General features: G+C 60.8%; 16 protein-coding genes. 14 read left to right on the plus strand and 2 right to left on the minus strand.

The window, feature by feature from the left end; translation table 11 throughout:
- The first annotated feature begins 101 nt into the window (after positions 1 to 101).
- From ACWNZ1_RS02130 to ACWNZ1_RS02150, 5 genes are all read left to right on the plus strand, one after another.
- Positions 102 to 782, plus strand: a complete 681-nt coding sequence (locus ACWNZ1_RS02130; protein ID WP_256452414.1) for a response regulator — start codon at positions 102 to 104, stop codon at positions 780 to 782.
- Positions 779 to 2,110 (plus strand): ATP-binding protein, encoded by a 1,332-nt coding sequence (locus ACWNZ1_RS02135; RefSeq protein ID WP_256452415.1) that lies wholly within the window; start codon positions 779 to 781, stop codon positions 2,108 to 2,110. Before ACWNZ1_RS02130 ends, ACWNZ1_RS02135 begins: the two co-directional genes overlap by 4 nt.
- Before the next feature lie 135 nt (positions 2,111 to 2,245).
- The gene (locus tag ACWNZ1_RS02140) at positions 2,246 to 2,767 is read left to right on the plus strand and encodes a GNAT family N-acetyltransferase (protein WP_135844467.1); all 522 of its coding nucleotides are present in this window, start codon (positions 2,246 to 2,248) and stop codon (positions 2,765 to 2,767) included.
- Positions 2,768 to 2,868: 101 nt separating this feature from the next.
- Complete coding sequence (locus ACWNZ1_RS02145; RefSeq protein WP_135844468.1) at positions 2,869 to 4,281, plus strand: aspartate aminotransferase family protein; 1,413 nt, start codon at positions 2,869 to 2,871, stop codon at positions 4,279 to 4,281.
- 84 nt (positions 4,282 to 4,365) lie between these two features.
- Positions 4,366 to 4,593 (plus strand): MbtH family protein, encoded by a 228-nt coding sequence (locus ACWNZ1_RS02150; RefSeq protein WP_135844469.1) that lies wholly within the window; start codon positions 4,366 to 4,368, stop codon positions 4,591 to 4,593.
- Positions 4,594 to 4,722: 129 nt separating this feature from the next.
- Here ACWNZ1_RS02150 and ACWNZ1_RS02155 read toward each other — a convergent pair whose 3' ends face one another.
- The gene (locus ACWNZ1_RS02155) at positions 4,723 to 5,619 is read right to left on the minus strand and encodes a LysR family transcriptional regulator (protein ID WP_456027320.1); all 897 of its coding nucleotides are present in this window, start codon (positions 5,617 to 5,619) and stop codon (positions 4,723 to 4,725) included.
- A 103-nt stretch (positions 5,620 to 5,722) separates the two neighbouring features.
- On the opposite strand from ACWNZ1_RS02155, the gene ACWNZ1_RS02160 reads away from it, so the two are divergent.
- Entirely contained in the window at positions 5,723 to 6,568 is an 846-nt protein-coding gene (locus ACWNZ1_RS02160; RefSeq protein WP_135844471.1) for a type 1 glutamine amidotransferase domain-containing protein, read from the plus strand.
- 124 nt (positions 6,569 to 6,692) lie between these two features.
- Here ACWNZ1_RS02160 and ppsR read toward each other — a convergent pair whose 3' ends face one another.
- Positions 6,693 to 7,511: a posphoenolpyruvate synthetase regulatory kinase/phosphorylase PpsR gene (ppsR, locus tag ACWNZ1_RS02165; RefSeq protein WP_014337326.1), complete on the minus strand. Its 819-nt coding sequence runs from the start codon at positions 7,509 to 7,511 to the stop codon at positions 6,693 to 6,695.
- 176 nt (positions 7,512 to 7,687) lie between these two features.
- On the opposite strand from ppsR, the gene ppsA reads away from it, so the two are divergent.
- The 8 genes from ppsA (at position 7,688) to ACWNZ1_RS02205 (ending at position 15,808) form a co-directional block, all read left to right on the plus strand.
- The gene (gene ppsA, locus ACWNZ1_RS02170; protein ID WP_135844473.1) at positions 7,688 to 10,063 is read left to right on the plus strand and encodes a phosphoenolpyruvate synthase; all 2,376 of its coding nucleotides are present in this window, start codon (positions 7,688 to 7,690) and stop codon (positions 10,061 to 10,063) included.
- Between the two features lie 158 nt (positions 10,064 to 10,221).
- A complete protein-coding gene (locus tag ACWNZ1_RS02175; RefSeq protein WP_256452417.1) occupies positions 10,222 to 11,211 on the plus strand; it encodes an alpha/beta fold hydrolase in 990 nt (329 codons plus the stop codon).
- 126 nt (positions 11,212 to 11,337) lie between these two features.
- Complete coding sequence (gene rraA / locus ACWNZ1_RS02180; protein WP_135844475.1) at positions 11,338 to 11,829, plus strand: ribonuclease E activity regulator RraA; 492 nt, start codon at positions 11,338 to 11,340, stop codon at positions 11,827 to 11,829.
- A gap of 23 nt (positions 11,830 to 11,852) precedes the next feature.
- A complete protein-coding gene (locus ACWNZ1_RS02185) occupies positions 11,853 to 12,848 on the plus strand; it encodes a zinc transporter ZntB (protein ID WP_135844476.1) in 996 nt (331 codons plus the stop codon).
- 63 nt (positions 12,849 to 12,911) lie between these two features.
- A complete protein-coding gene (locus tag ACWNZ1_RS02190; RefSeq protein ID WP_014337331.1) occupies positions 12,912 to 13,157 on the plus strand; it encodes a hypothetical protein in 246 nt (81 codons plus the stop codon).
- 2 nt (positions 13,158 to 13,159) lie between these two features.
- A complete protein-coding gene (locus ACWNZ1_RS02195; protein WP_003199523.1) occupies positions 13,160 to 13,984 on the plus strand; it encodes a mechanosensitive ion channel family protein in 825 nt (274 codons plus the stop codon).
- 91 nt (positions 13,985 to 14,075) lie between these two features.
- A complete protein-coding gene (gene sigX, locus ACWNZ1_RS02200; RefSeq protein ID WP_025212681.1) occupies positions 14,076 to 14,666 on the plus strand; it encodes an RNA polymerase sigma factor SigX in 591 nt (196 codons plus the stop codon).
- A 107-nt stretch (positions 14,667 to 14,773) separates the two neighbouring features.
- A complete protein-coding gene (locus ACWNZ1_RS02205; RefSeq protein WP_135844477.1) occupies positions 14,774 to 15,808 on the plus strand; it encodes an OmpA family protein in 1,035 nt (344 codons plus the stop codon).
- Positions 15,809 to 15,997 lie beyond the last annotated feature (189 nt).

Raw genomic sequence — 15,997 nt, forward strand, 5'->3', positions numbered from 1 at the left:
GACCGGCAGGCAGCAATGATCGCCCATGTTTGCCGTACTCGTCGCATAATGTCGGCTTAATCGGCCAGCGGCCTAATGTACCTTTTTCCACGGGGCTTACCATGCACGTACTGGTCTGCGAAGACGATGAGTTGATCGCCAGCGGGATCGTCGCCGGGCTCACGGCCCAGGGCCTGACTGTCGAGCACGTCGCCACGGCATCGGCGGCGCGGGCGATGGTCGGCGTGGCCGAGTTCGACGTCATGGTGCTGGACCTCGGGCTGCCCGACGAGGATGGCCTCAAATTGCTCAAGCAACTGCGCCAGCAAGGCCTGGAGATTCCGGTGCTGATCCTCACCGCCCGGGACTCGGTGACCGACCGGGTCGACGGCCTGCAGGCCGGTGCCGATGACTATCTGCTCAAACCCTTCGACCTGCGCGAACTCGCCGCGCGCCTGCACACGCTGCTGCGGCGTGTGGCGGGGCGCAGCGTCAATCTGATCGAGCATGGCCGCCTGACCTACGACCCCAGCAGCCGGGAAACCACGCTGGGTGGGCAGCCAGTGGATTTATCCCGTCGGGAGCAGTCACTGCTGCAAGCGCTGTTGCACAACCGCGGCCGGGTGCTGTCCACCGAGCAACTCAAGGACAGCGTCTACGGGTTCAATGACGAGCTGGAAAGCAATGCCCTCAACGTCCACATCCATCACCTGCGGCGCAAACTCGGCAACGGGATTGTCGAGACGGTGCGCGGGCTGGGTTATCGCCTGGGGCCGGCCGACGGCGGGGAATCTTCCAAGTGATGAGCCTGCGACTGCGCCTGAGCCTGACCCTCGGCGCGGCCTTCGCCCTGATCTGGGCCTTGGCCGCGGCGTGGATGCTCAGCGACCTGCGCAACCAGATGATGTTCTCCCTCGACCAGCGCCTGGTGGCCTCGGCGCGGATGGTCGCCGGCCTGCTGGAACAGCTGCCGCCGTTGTCCAGCAAGGGTGAAGGCACGCATTTGAGTGCAGAGCAATTGAGCATTCCCGGGGGCATGGCCTGCCAGGTCAGCTCCTTGCGCGGCGAGATTCTGGCCCGCAGCCACGGCACTCCGGAACAAGTCCTGGAAGCCGAGAAGATGGGCTTTCGCGACCAGATGATCGACGGTGCGCCCTGGCGCAGCTTCACCCTGGCCCGAGGCGATCTGCGCATTACCACCGCCGACCGCCAGATCGAACGCGAAGCGCTGAACATGTCGATACTGCTGGCGGCCTCGGTGCCGGTGGGCGTGGCGTTGCTCGGATGCCTGTGCTTGCTTTGGCTGGGCATCGGCCAGGGGCTGGCGCCGCTCAATCGCATGCGCGATGCGCTGATGCGGCGCAATGCCGATTCCCTGGAACCCTTGCAGATTCATCCGCTGCCCAGCGAGTTGCGGCCACTGTTGGAAACCCAGAACCAGCTGTTCCAACGCATCGGCAAGACCATTGAGCGTGAGCGTCGGCTGACTGGCGATGCCGCCCACGAACTGCGCAGCCCGTTGACGGCGATCAAGACCCACCTGCAGGTGGCGCGCATGACCGAAGGCGCCGCCCGCGACCAATCCCTGGCCCGGGCCGAGGAGGGCGCCGACCGTTTGCATCGCACGCTCGAGCAGTTACTGTTGCTGGCCCGTGTCGAAGGCAGCCTGTCGTTCGACGATGGTGTGCAGTGCAACGCCGAGCAGGTTGCGCGCCTGGCGATTCAGGACGCGGCCAGCAGTGATTCCCGGCGGATCAAGCTGCACGTATCCCCCGGGTTGTCCGACGCCCCGGTGCAGATGCCGGCGGTGCTCTCCATCGCCGCCTTGCGCAATCTGCTGGACAACGCCCTGCGCCACACCCCGGCAGATACCGATGTGGAGCTGAGGCTGGAGATGATCGGCCAGCGCGTGCGTTTCCAGGTCCGTGACCATGGCCCTGGCATTGCTGCCGACGATATCCAGCACCTGACCCAACGCTTCTGGCGCAATGGCCAGAGCACCGGCTGCGGGTTGGGGCTGGCGATCGTCCAGGCCATCGTCCAGCGTTGCGGCTGCGGCCTGCATTTCGACAGCCGCCCTGACGGGCTGCGGGTCGAGTTGACGATGCCGGTGCAGGTGTTGCCGGGTTAGTCCCCTGTAGAAATAGAGCTTTGCTCCCACAGGCTCTGCTATGTACATCTGCTGTAACGACCTGCCATTGGCGCGCCCACCTGATCCGGGTCTATGTTTTTTCAGCTCGACTCAAGGACTGAGGAAAACCGCGCCATGGACACGCTCATCGAAATCAGCACGGCCTCGCCCAGCGATGCCGGCATCATCAGCCGCATCGCCGAACGCTCGATCCGGGTCGGTTGCGCCGTCGAACACCGTAACGATCCGCGCATCGTGGCGGCCTGGACCCGCAACAGCGCCCTTTCCCAGATCCAGCCCTGGCTGGTCGACCCCAGGTTACGCCTGACCCTGGCGCGTTTGCAGGGGCGACCGGTGGGCACCGCCATGGCCTCGGTCAATGGCCGGATAGCGTTCTGCTACGTGCAACCGGAATGGTTTCGCCGCGGTGCCGGACAGGCACTGGTGCGCGACATCGAGGCCTGGCTGCAGGCGCGTGGGGTGGTTCAGGTGCGACTCAACAGCACCCGCACCAGCCATGCGTTCTACCGGCACCTGGGATTCGAGCAAAGCGCCGAGGCCTTCGCCATCGGCGGCGTCATGGCCATTGCCATGCACAAGCCGCTGATCGACCCCGCCGGGAATGTTCGGCCCGAGGGTAAATCCTTGCCGCGTTGATGCGTTTCCACAACAGGAAACCTGCACGTGCGCCCCAACCGGATGCGCACCTGCCCGGTGTGTCATTGGGTCACCACTTCAATGTATTGCGGGGTCGAGAGATGTCAGTCGCCAACAGCCTTATCGAAGCACAGCCGGCCCGGATCAGCGCCGCGCCGGTCGAGACGCTCTACCGGTTCAATGAATCGCCACTGCTGGCCCGCCAGAGCCGCCAGGAGTCCAACGCCCGCAGCTATCCGAGACGCATTCCCCTGGCCCTCAAGCGTGCCAAGGGGTTGTATGTCGAGGACGTCGAAGGGCGTACTTTCATCGACTGCCTGGCCGGGGCTGGCACGCTGGCGCTGGGGCATAACCACCCGGTGGTGATCGCGGCGATCCAGCAAGTGCTGGCCGATGAGCTGCCTTTGCACACCCTGGACCTGACCACGCCGGTCAAGGATCGCTTTGTCCAGGACCTGTTCGGCCTGTTGCCGGCGGGCCTGGCCGACGAGGCGAAGATCCAATTCTGCGGCCCCACCGGCACCGACGCGGTGGAAGCCGCGCTCAAGCTGGTGCGCACTGCCACCGGGCGCAGCACCGTGCTGTCGTTCCAGGGCGGCTACCACGGCATGAGCCAGGGGGCTTTGAGCCTGATGGGCAGCCTGGGGCCGAAGAAACCCCTGGGCGCCTTGCTCAGCAGCGGCGTGCAATTCATGCCATACCCCTACGATTACCGTTGCCCGTTCGGGCTGGGCGGCGCCGAGGGGGTGAAGGCCAATCTGCATTACCTGGAAAATCTGCTGAATGACCCCGAGGCCGGCGTGCAATTGCCCGCGGCGGTGATCGTCGAAGTGGTGCAGGGCGAGGGCGGGGTGATCCCGGCTGATCTGGATTGGCTGCGTGGCTTGCGGCGCATTACCGAGCAGGCCGGCGTGGCGCTGATCGTCGACGAAATCCAGAGCGGTTTCGGCCGCACTGGCAAAATGTTCGCGTTCGAACATGCCGGGATCATCCCGGACGTGGTCGTGCTGTCCAAGGCCATCGGCGGCAGCCTGCCGCTGGCGGTGGTGGTTTATCGTGACTGGCTTGACACCTGGCTGCCGGGTGCTCATGCCGGAACCTTTCGTGGCAATCAAATGGCCATGGCCGCCGGTTCCGCGGTGATGCGCTATCTGGTTGAGCACAACCTGCCCGCCCATGCCGCCGCCATGGGCGAGCGCTTGAGCGAACACCTATACATCCTGCAGCGGGACTTCCCGCAACTGGGCGACATTCGCGGTCGCGGTTTGATGCTCGGTGTCGAACTGGTGGACCCGACGGGTAAGCCAGATGCCCAGGGCCATCTGCCGGTGCATGCACGACTGGCGCCACGCCTGCAGCGTGAATGCCTCAAGCGTGGCCTGATCCTGGAATTGGGCGGCCGTCAGGGCGGTGTGGTGCGTTTCCTGCCACCGCTGATCATCACAGCGGCGGAAATCGATCGGGTCGCCGAGATCTTCGGACGCGCCTTGAAGGCTGCCGTCGCCGACGCCTAATTTTCAGCCGGCCCCGTACGTTCCTTTCATATCCTGGCTGCGCATGTGTTGCAGCAAACCTCGAGCAAAGATGGAGAGACACCCATGACTTCAGTATTCGACCGCGAGGACATCGTCTTTCAGGTCGTGGTCAACCACGAAGAACAGTATTCGATCTGGCCCGACTACAAGGCCGTTCCCGAAGGCTGGCGCACCGTCGGCAAAAGCGGCTTCAAGAAGGAATGCCTGGCCTACATCGAAGAAACCTGGACCGACATGCGCCCGTTGAGCTTGCGCAAGAAGATGGAAGAGCAGGCGGCTGCGATTCATTGAATGTAGAACCTGTGGCAGCAAGGAGGCTTTTCACAGGACGGCTGCGGGAGGATGCAGATCTTGCAGCCACATCGAAACCCATGGGGGAGCGAGCAAGCTCGCTCCCCCATTAGGGGCCGGCGTTGTTGGTTATTGTCCCATCAAAAAATCAATCAATGCCCGTGCCGCCGCCGGCAATTGTCGATGGGGCGGGTAGATGATTGAAAACGGTCGGCTGCGCCCGCCAACGTCCTCCAGCAACGCCACCAGTTCCCCTCGCTCGATTCGCTCCCGGACGATGAAGTCATAGGTCTGGCAGATCCCCATCCCGGCCTGGGCCAGGGATACGATACCCAGCACATCGTCGGACACCTGGACATTGCCCGCTGGCAGCCATTCCCGATCTTCATGGTTTATGCGAAACAGCCAGGGCGCGATGCGTCCGCTGCTGGGCATCACGAAGGGCAGGCAGACGTGGGTGGCCAGTTCGTCGAGGTGCCGGGGCGTTCCGGCGCGTTCCAGGTATTGCGGCGCGGCCACCAGGCAAAGGCGGGCGTCTTCGAGCTTGCGGCCGACCAGTCCGCTGTCCGGCAGCGGCCCGAGACGGATCGCCAAGTCATACCCCTCAGCCACCATATCGACATTGCGGTTGGTAATGCTCAGCTCGACCCGCACCTGTGGAAAAGCCTGGCCGAAGCACGACAGCAGCGATGGCAGGCGGTAATGGCCGTAGGTGGTCGGCACGCTCAGGCGTACGCGACCGGACAAGACGCCGTCCTGGCCCTGGATTCGCCGTTCGACATCGTCAATCAGGGCAAAGGCCGAGCGCGACTGTTCCAGGTACAAGGCCCCGGCATCGGTCAGGTTCAGCCGCCGGGTCGTGCGTCGTAGCAGTTGCACCCCGAGCCGGGCTTCGAGGCGGGAGATGGCGCGGCTCAGGACCGAAGGCGTGGTCCCCAGCGCCACGGCACCGGCGCTGAGGGTGCCTTTTTCCACGACCGTGACAAAGGCTTCCACGTCGGCCAGGTAATCAAATCGACGGGGCATTGTTGCCTCCAGAGGCCAGGTGATGTTCCGAGGCGCCAGTTTATCGCCGGTAAGCGCATCAATACAGTGAGCGCCTCTTTTATCGAAGCGTCCTGGAGTCATCATGAAAAAGCTCACGACCTTGGCAACATCGGTTGTTCTGGCAGGCATCAGTGTCGCGGCCCATGCCGATAACGTGCTGGTGGTCCTGTCCGATTCCGATCATCTGGATCTGAAAAATGGCAAGGTCTTCTCCACCGGGTTTTACCTCAACGAATTGCTGCAACCGGTGAAACTGTTGCTGGATGCCGGTCACCAGGTGACGTTCGCGACGCCCGAGGGCAAGGCGCCGACGCTGGACCGGTCCTCGGTGGACAAGATGTACTTCAATAACGACTCGGCGGAGCTGGAGCGCTATCAGGCGTTGCTGGCGCAGTTGAAGATCACGTCGGCCAAGGACTCGCCGGTAGTCAGCCTGGCCCGTGCCGAGCAGATCGGCCTGGAGCAGTTCGACGCCCTGTACATCCCCGGCGGGCATGCACCGATGCAGGATTTGCTCACGAGCGCCTCATTGGGGCGGGTGCTGACGCACTTCCACGACCAGGGCAAGACCACCGCGCTGGTTTGCCACGGACCAATAGCGTTGCTCTCGACCCTGCCCGATGCCAAGGGCTTCACTGGCCAGTTGGCCACCAATGGCCAGGCCTCGGCCCAGGCCGATTGGATCTACGCGGGGTACAAGATGACGGTGATCAGCAATCAGGAAGAAGAGCTGGCCAAGGGGCTGCTGGGCGGCGGAAACATGAAGTTCTATCCGCAAACCGCGCTGGAGCAGGCGGGTGGGCACTACAGCAGCAATACCTCGCCGTGGACGTCCCATGTGGTAACGGATCGGGAGTTGATCACGGGCCAGAACCCGGCGTCGGCGGTGGCGGTGGGGCAGGCGTTGCTCAAGCGGTTGAAGCGCTGACCCAGGAACACCCTAGCTTTCCTTGTGGGAGCGGGCTTGCTCGCGATAGCGGCGGATCAGCAACATTGATGCCGGCTGACACTCCGCAATCGCGAGCAAGCTCGCTCCCACAGGGACTGTTGGTTTATTTGAACCGCCGCTCCACCCCTTTCTCCACCAGAATCTTCGCCGAAATCTCTTCCACGGAAAAATGCGTGGAATTGATATGGGGAATGTTCTCCCGCCGGAACAGGTTTTCCACCTCGCGCACTTCGAATTCGCACTGGGCGTAGCTCGAATAGCGGCTGTTGGGTTTGCGTTCGTTACGGATCGCGGTGAGGCGGTCCGGGTCAATGGTCAGGCCGAACAGCTTGTGCTGATGGGCGCGCAGGGCGCTGGGCAGTTGCAGGCGCTCCATGTCGTCTTCGGTCAGTGGATAGTTGGCTGCACGGATGCCAAATTGCATCGCCATGTACAGGCACGTCGGCGTCTTGCCACAGCGCGACACCCCCACCAGGATCAGGTCGGCCTTGTCGTAATAATGCGTGCGGGCGCCGTCATCGTTGTCCAGGGCGAAGTTGACCGCCTCGATCCGCTCCATGTAATTGGAGTTGTGGCCAATGGAATGGGACTTGCCGACCGAGTAGGACGAGTGCTCGCTCAGTTCCTGCTCCAGGGGCGCCAGGAAGGTGGAAAAAATGTCGATCATGAAACCATTGGACGTTGCGAGAATCTCACGGATGTCCTGATTGACGATGGTATCGAAGATAATCGGACGAAAACCGTCGGTTTCGGCGGCTTTATTGATTTGCTGTACCATGGCCCGCGCTTTGTCGACGTTGTCGATGTACGGACGTATGAATTTGGCGAAGGTAATGTTTTCGAATTGCGCCAACAGGCTTTGGCCTAGCGTCTCGGCCGTGATGCCGGTGCCGTCGGAGATAAAGAAAGCAGATCGTTTCATTTGCGCCTTGGGCCTTAAGCTAGTGACGATTCTTGGATATGATAGGCGCGATTTGCTGGCCGCCAGTGGTCCGCATTCTCACTTATTTTCCAGGTCCAGGCCATATCGCCGGCAATCGCTCCCCTGGAGCCGTCGGTGCCTTGAGCTTTTCCAACACAGTTAGTGGAGAGATCACCTTGGTAGAGTACGTAGTTTCCCTCGATAAGCTCGGCGTCCATGATGTGGAGCATGTGGGGGGCAAGAACGCATCCCTGGGCGAGATGATCAGTAACCTCGCCGGTGCCGGCGTATCGGTGCCAGGTGGCTTCGCCACGACCGCTCAGGCTTATCGTGACTTTCTGGAACTGAGTGGCCTGAACCAGCAGATTCACGATGCGCTCGATGCCCTGGACGTCGATGACGTCAATGCCCTGGCCAAGACCGGTGCCCAGATCCGCCAATGGATCATGGAAGCCGAGTTCCCCGAGAAACTGAACGCCGAAATCCGTACCGCATTCGCCAAGTTGTCCGAAGGCAATCCCGACATTGCCGTCGCCGTGCGCTCCTCGGCCACCGCCGAAGACCTGCCGGATGCCTCCTTCGCCGGTCAGCAGGAAACCTTCCTGAACATCCGTGGCGTGGAAAACGTCATCCGTGCCGCCAAGGAAGTCTTCGCCTCTCTCTTTAACGACCGTGCCATTTCCTATCGCGTGCATCAGGGCTTCGACCATAAGCTGGTCGCCCTGTCCGCGGGTGTGCAGCGCATGGTCCGCTCCGAAACCGGTACCGCCGGCGTGATGTTCACCCTCGACACCGAATCGGGTTTCCGTGACGTGGTGTTTATCACCGGCGCCTACGGCCTGGGTGAAACCGTCGTGCAGGGCGCGGTGAACCCGGATGAGTTCTACGTCCACAAGGGCACGCTGGAAGCCGGTCGTCCAGCGATCCTGCGGCGCAACCTGGGCAGCAAAGCCATCAAGATGATCTACGGCGACGAAGCCAAGGCCGGTCGTTCGGTGAAAACCGTCGACGTGGACAAGGCCGAGCGCGCACGTTTCTGCCTGAGCGACGCCGAAGTCAGCGAGCTGGCCAAGCAGGCGATGATCATCGAGAAGCACTACAAGTGCCCGATGGACATCGAATGGGCCAAGGACGGTGACGACGGCAAGCTGTACATCGTGCAGGCCCGTCCGGAAACCGTGAAGAGCCGCACCCAGGCCAACGTCATGGAGCGCTACCTGCTCAAGGAAACCGGCACTGTGCTGGTGGAAGGCCGTGCCATCGGCCAGCGCATCGGCGCCGGCAAGGTGCGGATCATCAAGGACGTCTCGGAGATGGACAAGGTCCAGGCCGGCGACGTACTGGTCTCCGACATGACCGACCCGGATTGGGAACCGGTGATGAAGCGTGCCAGCGCCATCGTCACCAACCGTGGCGGGCGCACCTGCCACGCGGCGATCATCGCCCGTGAACTGGGCATCCCGGCTGTGGTGGGTTGCGGCAACGCCACCCAGTTGTTGAAAGACGGCCAGGGCGTGACCGTTTCCTGCGCCGAAGGCGATACCGGTTACATCTTTGAAGGCGAGCTGGGCTTCGACATCAAGAAGAACTCCGTCGATGCCATGCCGGACCTGCCGTTCAAGATCATGATGAACGTCGGCAACCCGGACCGCGCCTTTGACTTCGCGCAGTTGCCCAACGCTGGCGTGGGCCTGGCCCGCCTGGAATTCATCATCAACCGCATGATCGGCGTGCACCCCAAGGCGCTGCTGAACTACGACGGCCTGCCGCAGGAAATCAAGGACAGCGTCGACAAGCGCATTGCCGGCTACGACGATCCGGTCGGTTTCTACGTCGAGAAGCTGGTGGAGGGTATCAGCACCCTGGCGGCGGCATTCTGGCCGAAAAAGGTCATCGTGCGCCTGTCGGACTTCAAGTCCAACGAATACGCCAACCTGATCGGCGGCAAGCTTTACGAGCCGGAAGAAGAAAACCCGATGCTGGGCTTCCGTGGGGCCTCTCGCTACATCAGCGAATCGTTCCGTGACTGCTTCGAGCTCGAGTGCCGTGCCCTCAAGCGCGTGCGTAACGTGATGGGCCTGACCAACGTCGAGATCATGGTGCCGTTCGTCCGTACCCTGGGCGAAGCGAGCCAGGTCGTCGACCTGCTGGCGGAAAACGGCCTGGCCCGTGGCGACAATGGCTTGCGCGTGATCATGATGTGCGAGCTGCCGTCCAACGCGATCCTGGCTGAAGAGTTCCTCGAGTTCTTCGACGGTTTCTCCATCGGTTCCAACGACCTGACCCAGCTGACCCTGGGCCTGGACCGTGACTCCGGGATCATCGCCCACCTGTTTGACGAGCGGAACCCGGCGGTCAAGAAACTGCTGGCCAATGCCATCGCTGCCTGTAACAAGGCCGGCAAGTATATCGGCATCTGCGGCCAGGGCCCTTCGGACCACCCGGACCTGGCCAAGTGGCTGATGGAGCAGGGCATCGAAAGCGTTTCGTTGAACCCCGACTCCGTGCTGGAAACCTGGTTCTTCCTGGCTGAGGGTCAGGCTGCGGTCTGATTGAGTGAAGGGGCCTCACCGGTGATGTAAGCCGGGTAACCTTTGTGGGAGCGAGCTTGCTCGCGATAGCGGAGTGTCAGCCAAGATTATTTTTGCTGATCCACCGCAATCGCGAGCAAGCTCGCTCCCACAGTCGTCTTTTTTTGTGCAAGAGCATTATGCAAAGCAGCAGCAACCTATTTCCTGTCGCCCTGATCAGCGCCGAACGGCGTGGTGATCTGAGCGAAGACGTCTATCGTTTGAAGCCTGGCAACAGCCCGGACTACAGCGTTGAGCTGGCCGTTACCCGATTGGGCATGGCCGATGGCAGCGATATACGCGGCGTTCCGGTGATTCTGTTGCACGGCAGCTTTTCCAACCGACGTTTCTGGTACTCGCCCAAGGGCCTGGGCCTGGGGGCGTACCTTGCCCGCCTGGGGTTTGATGTCTGGATTCCCGAGATGCGCGGCCACGGACTGTCCCAGCGTAACCAGGGCTATCGCAACAACCGCGTGGCCGACTACGCCCGTTACGACTTGCCCGCCATCGGTGCCTTCGTGCGCGAGCAGAGTGGGCAGGTGCCACACTGGATCGGTCATTCCCTGGGAGGCATCACCCTGGCAGCAGCCCTGGGCGGCCACTACCTGGGCGAGCCTGCGGTGGCTTCAGTGGCGCTTTTTGGCACCCAGGTCAGCCGCACCTACTGGCCGCTGAAGATCCCTCCGGTGGAGTGGAGCGGACGCTTCATTCTCAAGCGGTTTGCCCAATTGTCTGGTTCACGGCTCAAGCGCGGCCCCGAGGACGAGCCCATCGGGCTGGCCCTGGAGAGCATGCGCTGGTACGGCCTGTTCGGACGTTTCGGCGATGCCGAGAAGAACTGGTGGGCCGGATTGGCCGATGTCCAGGTGCCGGTGCTGGCGGTGAGTGCCACGGGTGATCACCAGGACCCGACCTGGGCCTGCCGCAAACTCTTCGACCAGATCGGTTCCGAGCACAAGCAGTTTGTCTGCCTGGGCCGGGAGCAGGGTTTCAAGGGTGATTTCGGCCACGTCGAGATGCTGGTCAGCAAAGCCGCACAGACTGAGGTCTGGCCTTTGGTCGCGCGCTGGCTGCAGGATCAGCAGGCGCCGTTGCTGGAAAGCTTGCCCGCCCTGGCCGAGGCGGTTTAAGCGAAAGGCTCTGACGGGGGCATTTCGCTCTGGTCGGCTTGCGGCTAAGATATGACGCGTTACGCGGTTCCGGTCACAAACGGTTGCTCATTCAGTCTGACGTTCCAGCCTTCCAGGAGTTGTTCGATGAACCATTACCTCACGCCCGACCTGTGCGACGCCTACCCAGACCTGGTGCAGGTGTTGGAACCGATGTTCAGCAATTTCGGTGGCCGCGATTCCTTCGGCGGCGAAATCGTGACCATCAAGTGCTTCGAGGACAACTCGCGGGTCAAGGAGCAGGTTGAGCTCAAGGGCAACGGCAAGGTGTTGGTGGTCGACGGCGGTGGCTCCTTGCGCCGGGCGTTGCTGGGCGACATGCTGGCCGAAAAAGCCGCGAAAAATGGCTGGGAAGGGCTGGTGATCTACGGTTGCATCCGCGACGTCGATATCATCGCCCAGACGGATCTCGGGGTTCAGGCCCTGGCCAGTCATCCGATGAAAACCGACCGGCGTGGCGTCGGCGAACTCAATGTGCCGGTGACTTTTGCCGGTGTGACGTTTCGTCCGGGTGAATATGTCTACGCGGACAATAACGGCGTGATCGTCTCGCCGAGCCCGCTGAAGATGCCTGAATGAAGCGCCAGCTATAAGGGATGAGGATGTTCGAGGAAGAAAACGCGCAATGGGGGCTGGTGCATGCCCTGGTGCTGGACGGTAAAGGCGGCGCGCGTTCCATAGCCCGGACTGAACTCGATGATTTGCAGTTGCAGGCCCATGAAAGCCTGTGGCTGCACTGGGATCGCAGTCATCCGCAAACCCACACCTGGCTGCGCAAATCCAGCGGCCTGAGCGAATTCAACTGCGACCTGTTGCTTGAAGAGAACACCCGGCCGCGGCTGTTGCCGTTGCCCAACGCCGAGCTGCTGCTGTTTCTCAGGGGGATCAACCTCAACCCGGGTGCAGAGCCGGAAGACATGGTCTCGGTGCGCATCTTCGCGTCCGCCCAGCGGGTCATCTCCCTGCGCCTGCGTCCATTGCGCGCCACCGATGAGCTGCTGGCGCAATTGGCCGAGGGCAAGGGACCGAAAACCGCGTCGGAACTCATCCTCTATATGGCGCAATACCTCACCAACAAGGTGCAGGATCTGGTCACTTGCCTCTCTGAAATCGTCGATACCGAGGAAGAAAAACTCGATACCGACGAACGGTATACCCCTGAGCACGACGCCATTTTGCACATCCGTCGAAGGGCCGCCGGGCTGAAGCGATTCCTGGCGCCACAACGGGACATCTTCGCTCAGATGACTCGGCTTAAATTGCCGTGGTTTGTCGACGACGATGGCGACTACTGGAATGAATTGAACAACAGCCTGACCCGTTATCTCGAAGAGCTGGAATTGACTCGAGAGCGCGTGGGGCTTGTGCTGGAGGCCGAAGACCGGCGTCTTTCGGTACGCATGAACCGCACGATGTACCGCTTTGGCATCATCACCGGGATTTTCCTGCCGATGAGTTTTCTCACCGGCCTTTTGGGCATCAACGTCGGCGGTATTCCGTTCTCCGCGAGCCCTTACGGCTTCATGGTCGCTTGCTGCTTGATGGTCTGCGTGGCCCTGGGGCAGTGGTGGTTATTCCGCCGTTTGCGCTGGGTGTGATGGGGTTTCATGTGACCCGACGAAATTTGATCGCGTCTTTCACAGACATCACGAGAGGTGCGTATGCACGATCCGTTTGAACAGTCTTTGCGCGACATGCTCAAGGCTTCGCCGTCCAGCCGGGACGATGATGCTTGCCTGGGGCGTGTACTGAAAACCGCCAACCGCCAGGTCGGCGCCGGCGATCTGTTCAGCCTGCTGGGCCGCTGGTTGCCCGCGCTGATGATTGCCTTGAATAACGGCTCGGCCCACGTCTCGCCGGTCTCCCGTCGTAAACCTGTTACTCGCACCGCTGATAAGGCTGATTGAATATGGAACTTGATCTCTGGACCCAGAGCCTCGTCACGGCAATGACTGCGTTGTGGACCAAGGTGGCTAACTTCATTCCCAACCTTTTCGGCGCGCTGGTCGTGCTGCTGCTGGGTTTTGTCGTGGCCAAGCTGCTGGACACGCTGCTGTCCAAGTTGCTCGCCAAACTGGGTCTCGACCGCCTGATGGGTGGCACCGGCCTGACCAAACTGTTGTCCCGGGGTGGCATCCAGGTGCCGATCTCGACCCTGGTCGGCAAGATCGTCTATTGGTTCGTGCTGCTTATTTTCCTGGTTTCTGCGGCTGAGTCCCTTGGCCTTGAGCGAGTTTCAGCTACGCTCGATATGCTTGCGCTGTATTTGCCGAAGGTTTTTGGTGCTGCGCTGGTGTTGCTGGTCGGCGTCTTGCTGGCGCAACTGGCCAACGGGCTGGTGCGCGGTGCGGCCGAAGGCGTGGGGTTGGACTATGCGGCGGGCGTGGGGCGAATCGCCCAGGGCCTGGTGATCATCATCAGTATTTCGGTCGCGATCAGCCAGTTGGAGGTCAAGACTGACCTGCTCAACCACGTGATCGTGATTGTATTGATTACCGTTGGTCTGGCGGTTGCGCTGGCAATGGGCTTGGGAAGCCGGGAAATCGCCGGGCAGATTCTTGCGGGAATTTATGTGCGTGAATTGTATGAGGTTGGGCAACAAGTGCGTGTTGGCGAGGTCGAAGGCCAGATCGAAGAGATCGGCACGGTGAAGACTACATTGCTGACCGAGGAGGGCGAACTGGTGTCGCTCTCCAATCGGATCCTGCTGGAACAGCATGTGAGTAGCCGCTAACCCGGCAAACCCTGCTAATGTATGCCGCCGCAAAATGCCCGATATCGCAGGCTGCGGCGCACATTGACCTAGACTGTCGGCCCGACTTGTTTTGAACAAACCCCAATCGCTATCTACGCGCTACGACCCCCGTGATCTCTCCGATGAGGAGTTGGTTGCGCGCGCGCATACGGAGCTGTTTCACGTAACACGCGCGTACGAAGAGTTGATGCGCCGTTACCAAAGAACATTATTTAACGTTTGTGCACGATATCTCGGGAACGATCGCGATGCTGATGATGTCTGTCAGGAGGTGATGTTGAAGGTGCTGTATGGCCTGAAGAACTTCGAGGGGAAATCGAAGTTCAAGACTTGGCTCTACAGCATCACGTACAACGAATGCATCACCCAGTACCGCAAGGAACGGCGAAAGCGTCGCTTGATGGACGCCTTGAGCCTGGATCCTCTCGAGGAAGCGTCTGAAGAAAAGGCGCCCAAACCCGAGGAGAAGGGTGGACTCGATCGCTGGCTGGTTTATGTAAACCCGATCGACCGGGAAATTCTGGTGCTACGATTTGTCGCAGAGCTAGAGTTCCAGGAGATCGCAGACATCATGCACATGGGTTTGAGCGCGACAAAAATGCGTTACAAGCGCGCTCTTGACAAATTGCGTGAGAAATTTGCGGGTATTGCTGAAACTTAGTTCGGCGCAAATATCTCTTACGTGTAGGCAAGTTCTGATAGACTTGCCGCCGAGTTGTCCCCCGGTTTGCGGGACTGCTTCACAATCACCAGATGGGGATTTAACGGATGAAACTGAAAAACACCTTGGGCTTTGCCATTGGTTCTTTGATTGCTGCCACTTCGTTCGGCGCTCTGGCACAAGGCCAAGGCGCAGTTGAAATCGAAGGCTTCGCCAAGAAAGAAATGTTCGACAGCGCTCGGGACTTCAAGAACAACGGCAACCTGTTCGGCGGTTCGGTTGGTTACTTCCTGACCGACGACGTAGAACTGCGTCTGGCCTACGACGAAGTGCACAACGCACGTTCCGAAGACGGTCGTAACATCAAGGGCTCCAACACCGCTCTGGATGCTCTGTACCACTTCAACAACCCGGGCGACATGCTGCGTCCGTACGTTTCGGCTGGTTTCTCCGATCAGAGCATCGGCCAGAACGGCAAAAGTGGTCGTAACGGTTCCACCTTCGCCAACGTTGGCGGCGGTGCCAAGCTGTACTTCACCGACAACTTCTACGCCCGTGCCGGCGTTGAAGCTCAGTACAACATCGACCAGGGCGACACCGAGTGGGCTCCAAGCGTCGGTATCGGTGTGAACTTCGGTGGCGGCTCCAAGCCTGCTGCTGCTCCAGTTCCAGCTCCGGCTGAAGTCTGCTCCGACAGCGACAACGATGGCGTGTGCGACAACGTCGACAAGTGCCCTGACACCCCAGCCAACGTAACCGTTGACGCTGATGGCTGCCCAGCAGTTGCTGAAGTTGTACGTGTTGAGCTGGACGTCAAGTTCGACTTCGACAAGTCGGTCGTCAAGCCTAACAGCTACGGCGATATCAAGAACCTGGCTGACTTCATGAAGCAGTACCCATCCACCACCACTACTGTTGAAGGTCACACTGACTCCGTCGGTCCTGACGCTTACAACCAGAAACTGTCTGAGCGTCGTGCAACCGCCGTTAAGAACGTTCTGACCAACCAGTACGGTGTTGAATCGTCCCGCGTTCAGTCTGTTGGCTACGGCGAATCCCGCCCAGTTGCTGACAACGCCACTGAAGCTGGTCGTGCAGTTAACCGTCGCGTAGAAGCGCAGGTTGAAGCTCAAGGTAAGTAATTACCCCGCAGCTTTAGAAAAGCCCGGCTTAGGCCGGGCTTTTCTTTGTCTGGGATTTATGGAAGTGAGGGGAGCGCTGCCGCAAAACAGTTGGTTAAACACAAAACCTGTGGGAGCGAGCTTGCTCGCGATAGCGGTGTGTCAGCCAGTATTGATGCTGCTGACCCGACGCTATCGCGAGCAAGCTCG

Source organism: Pseudomonas sp. CFBP 5748 (genome assembly GCF_053850495.1).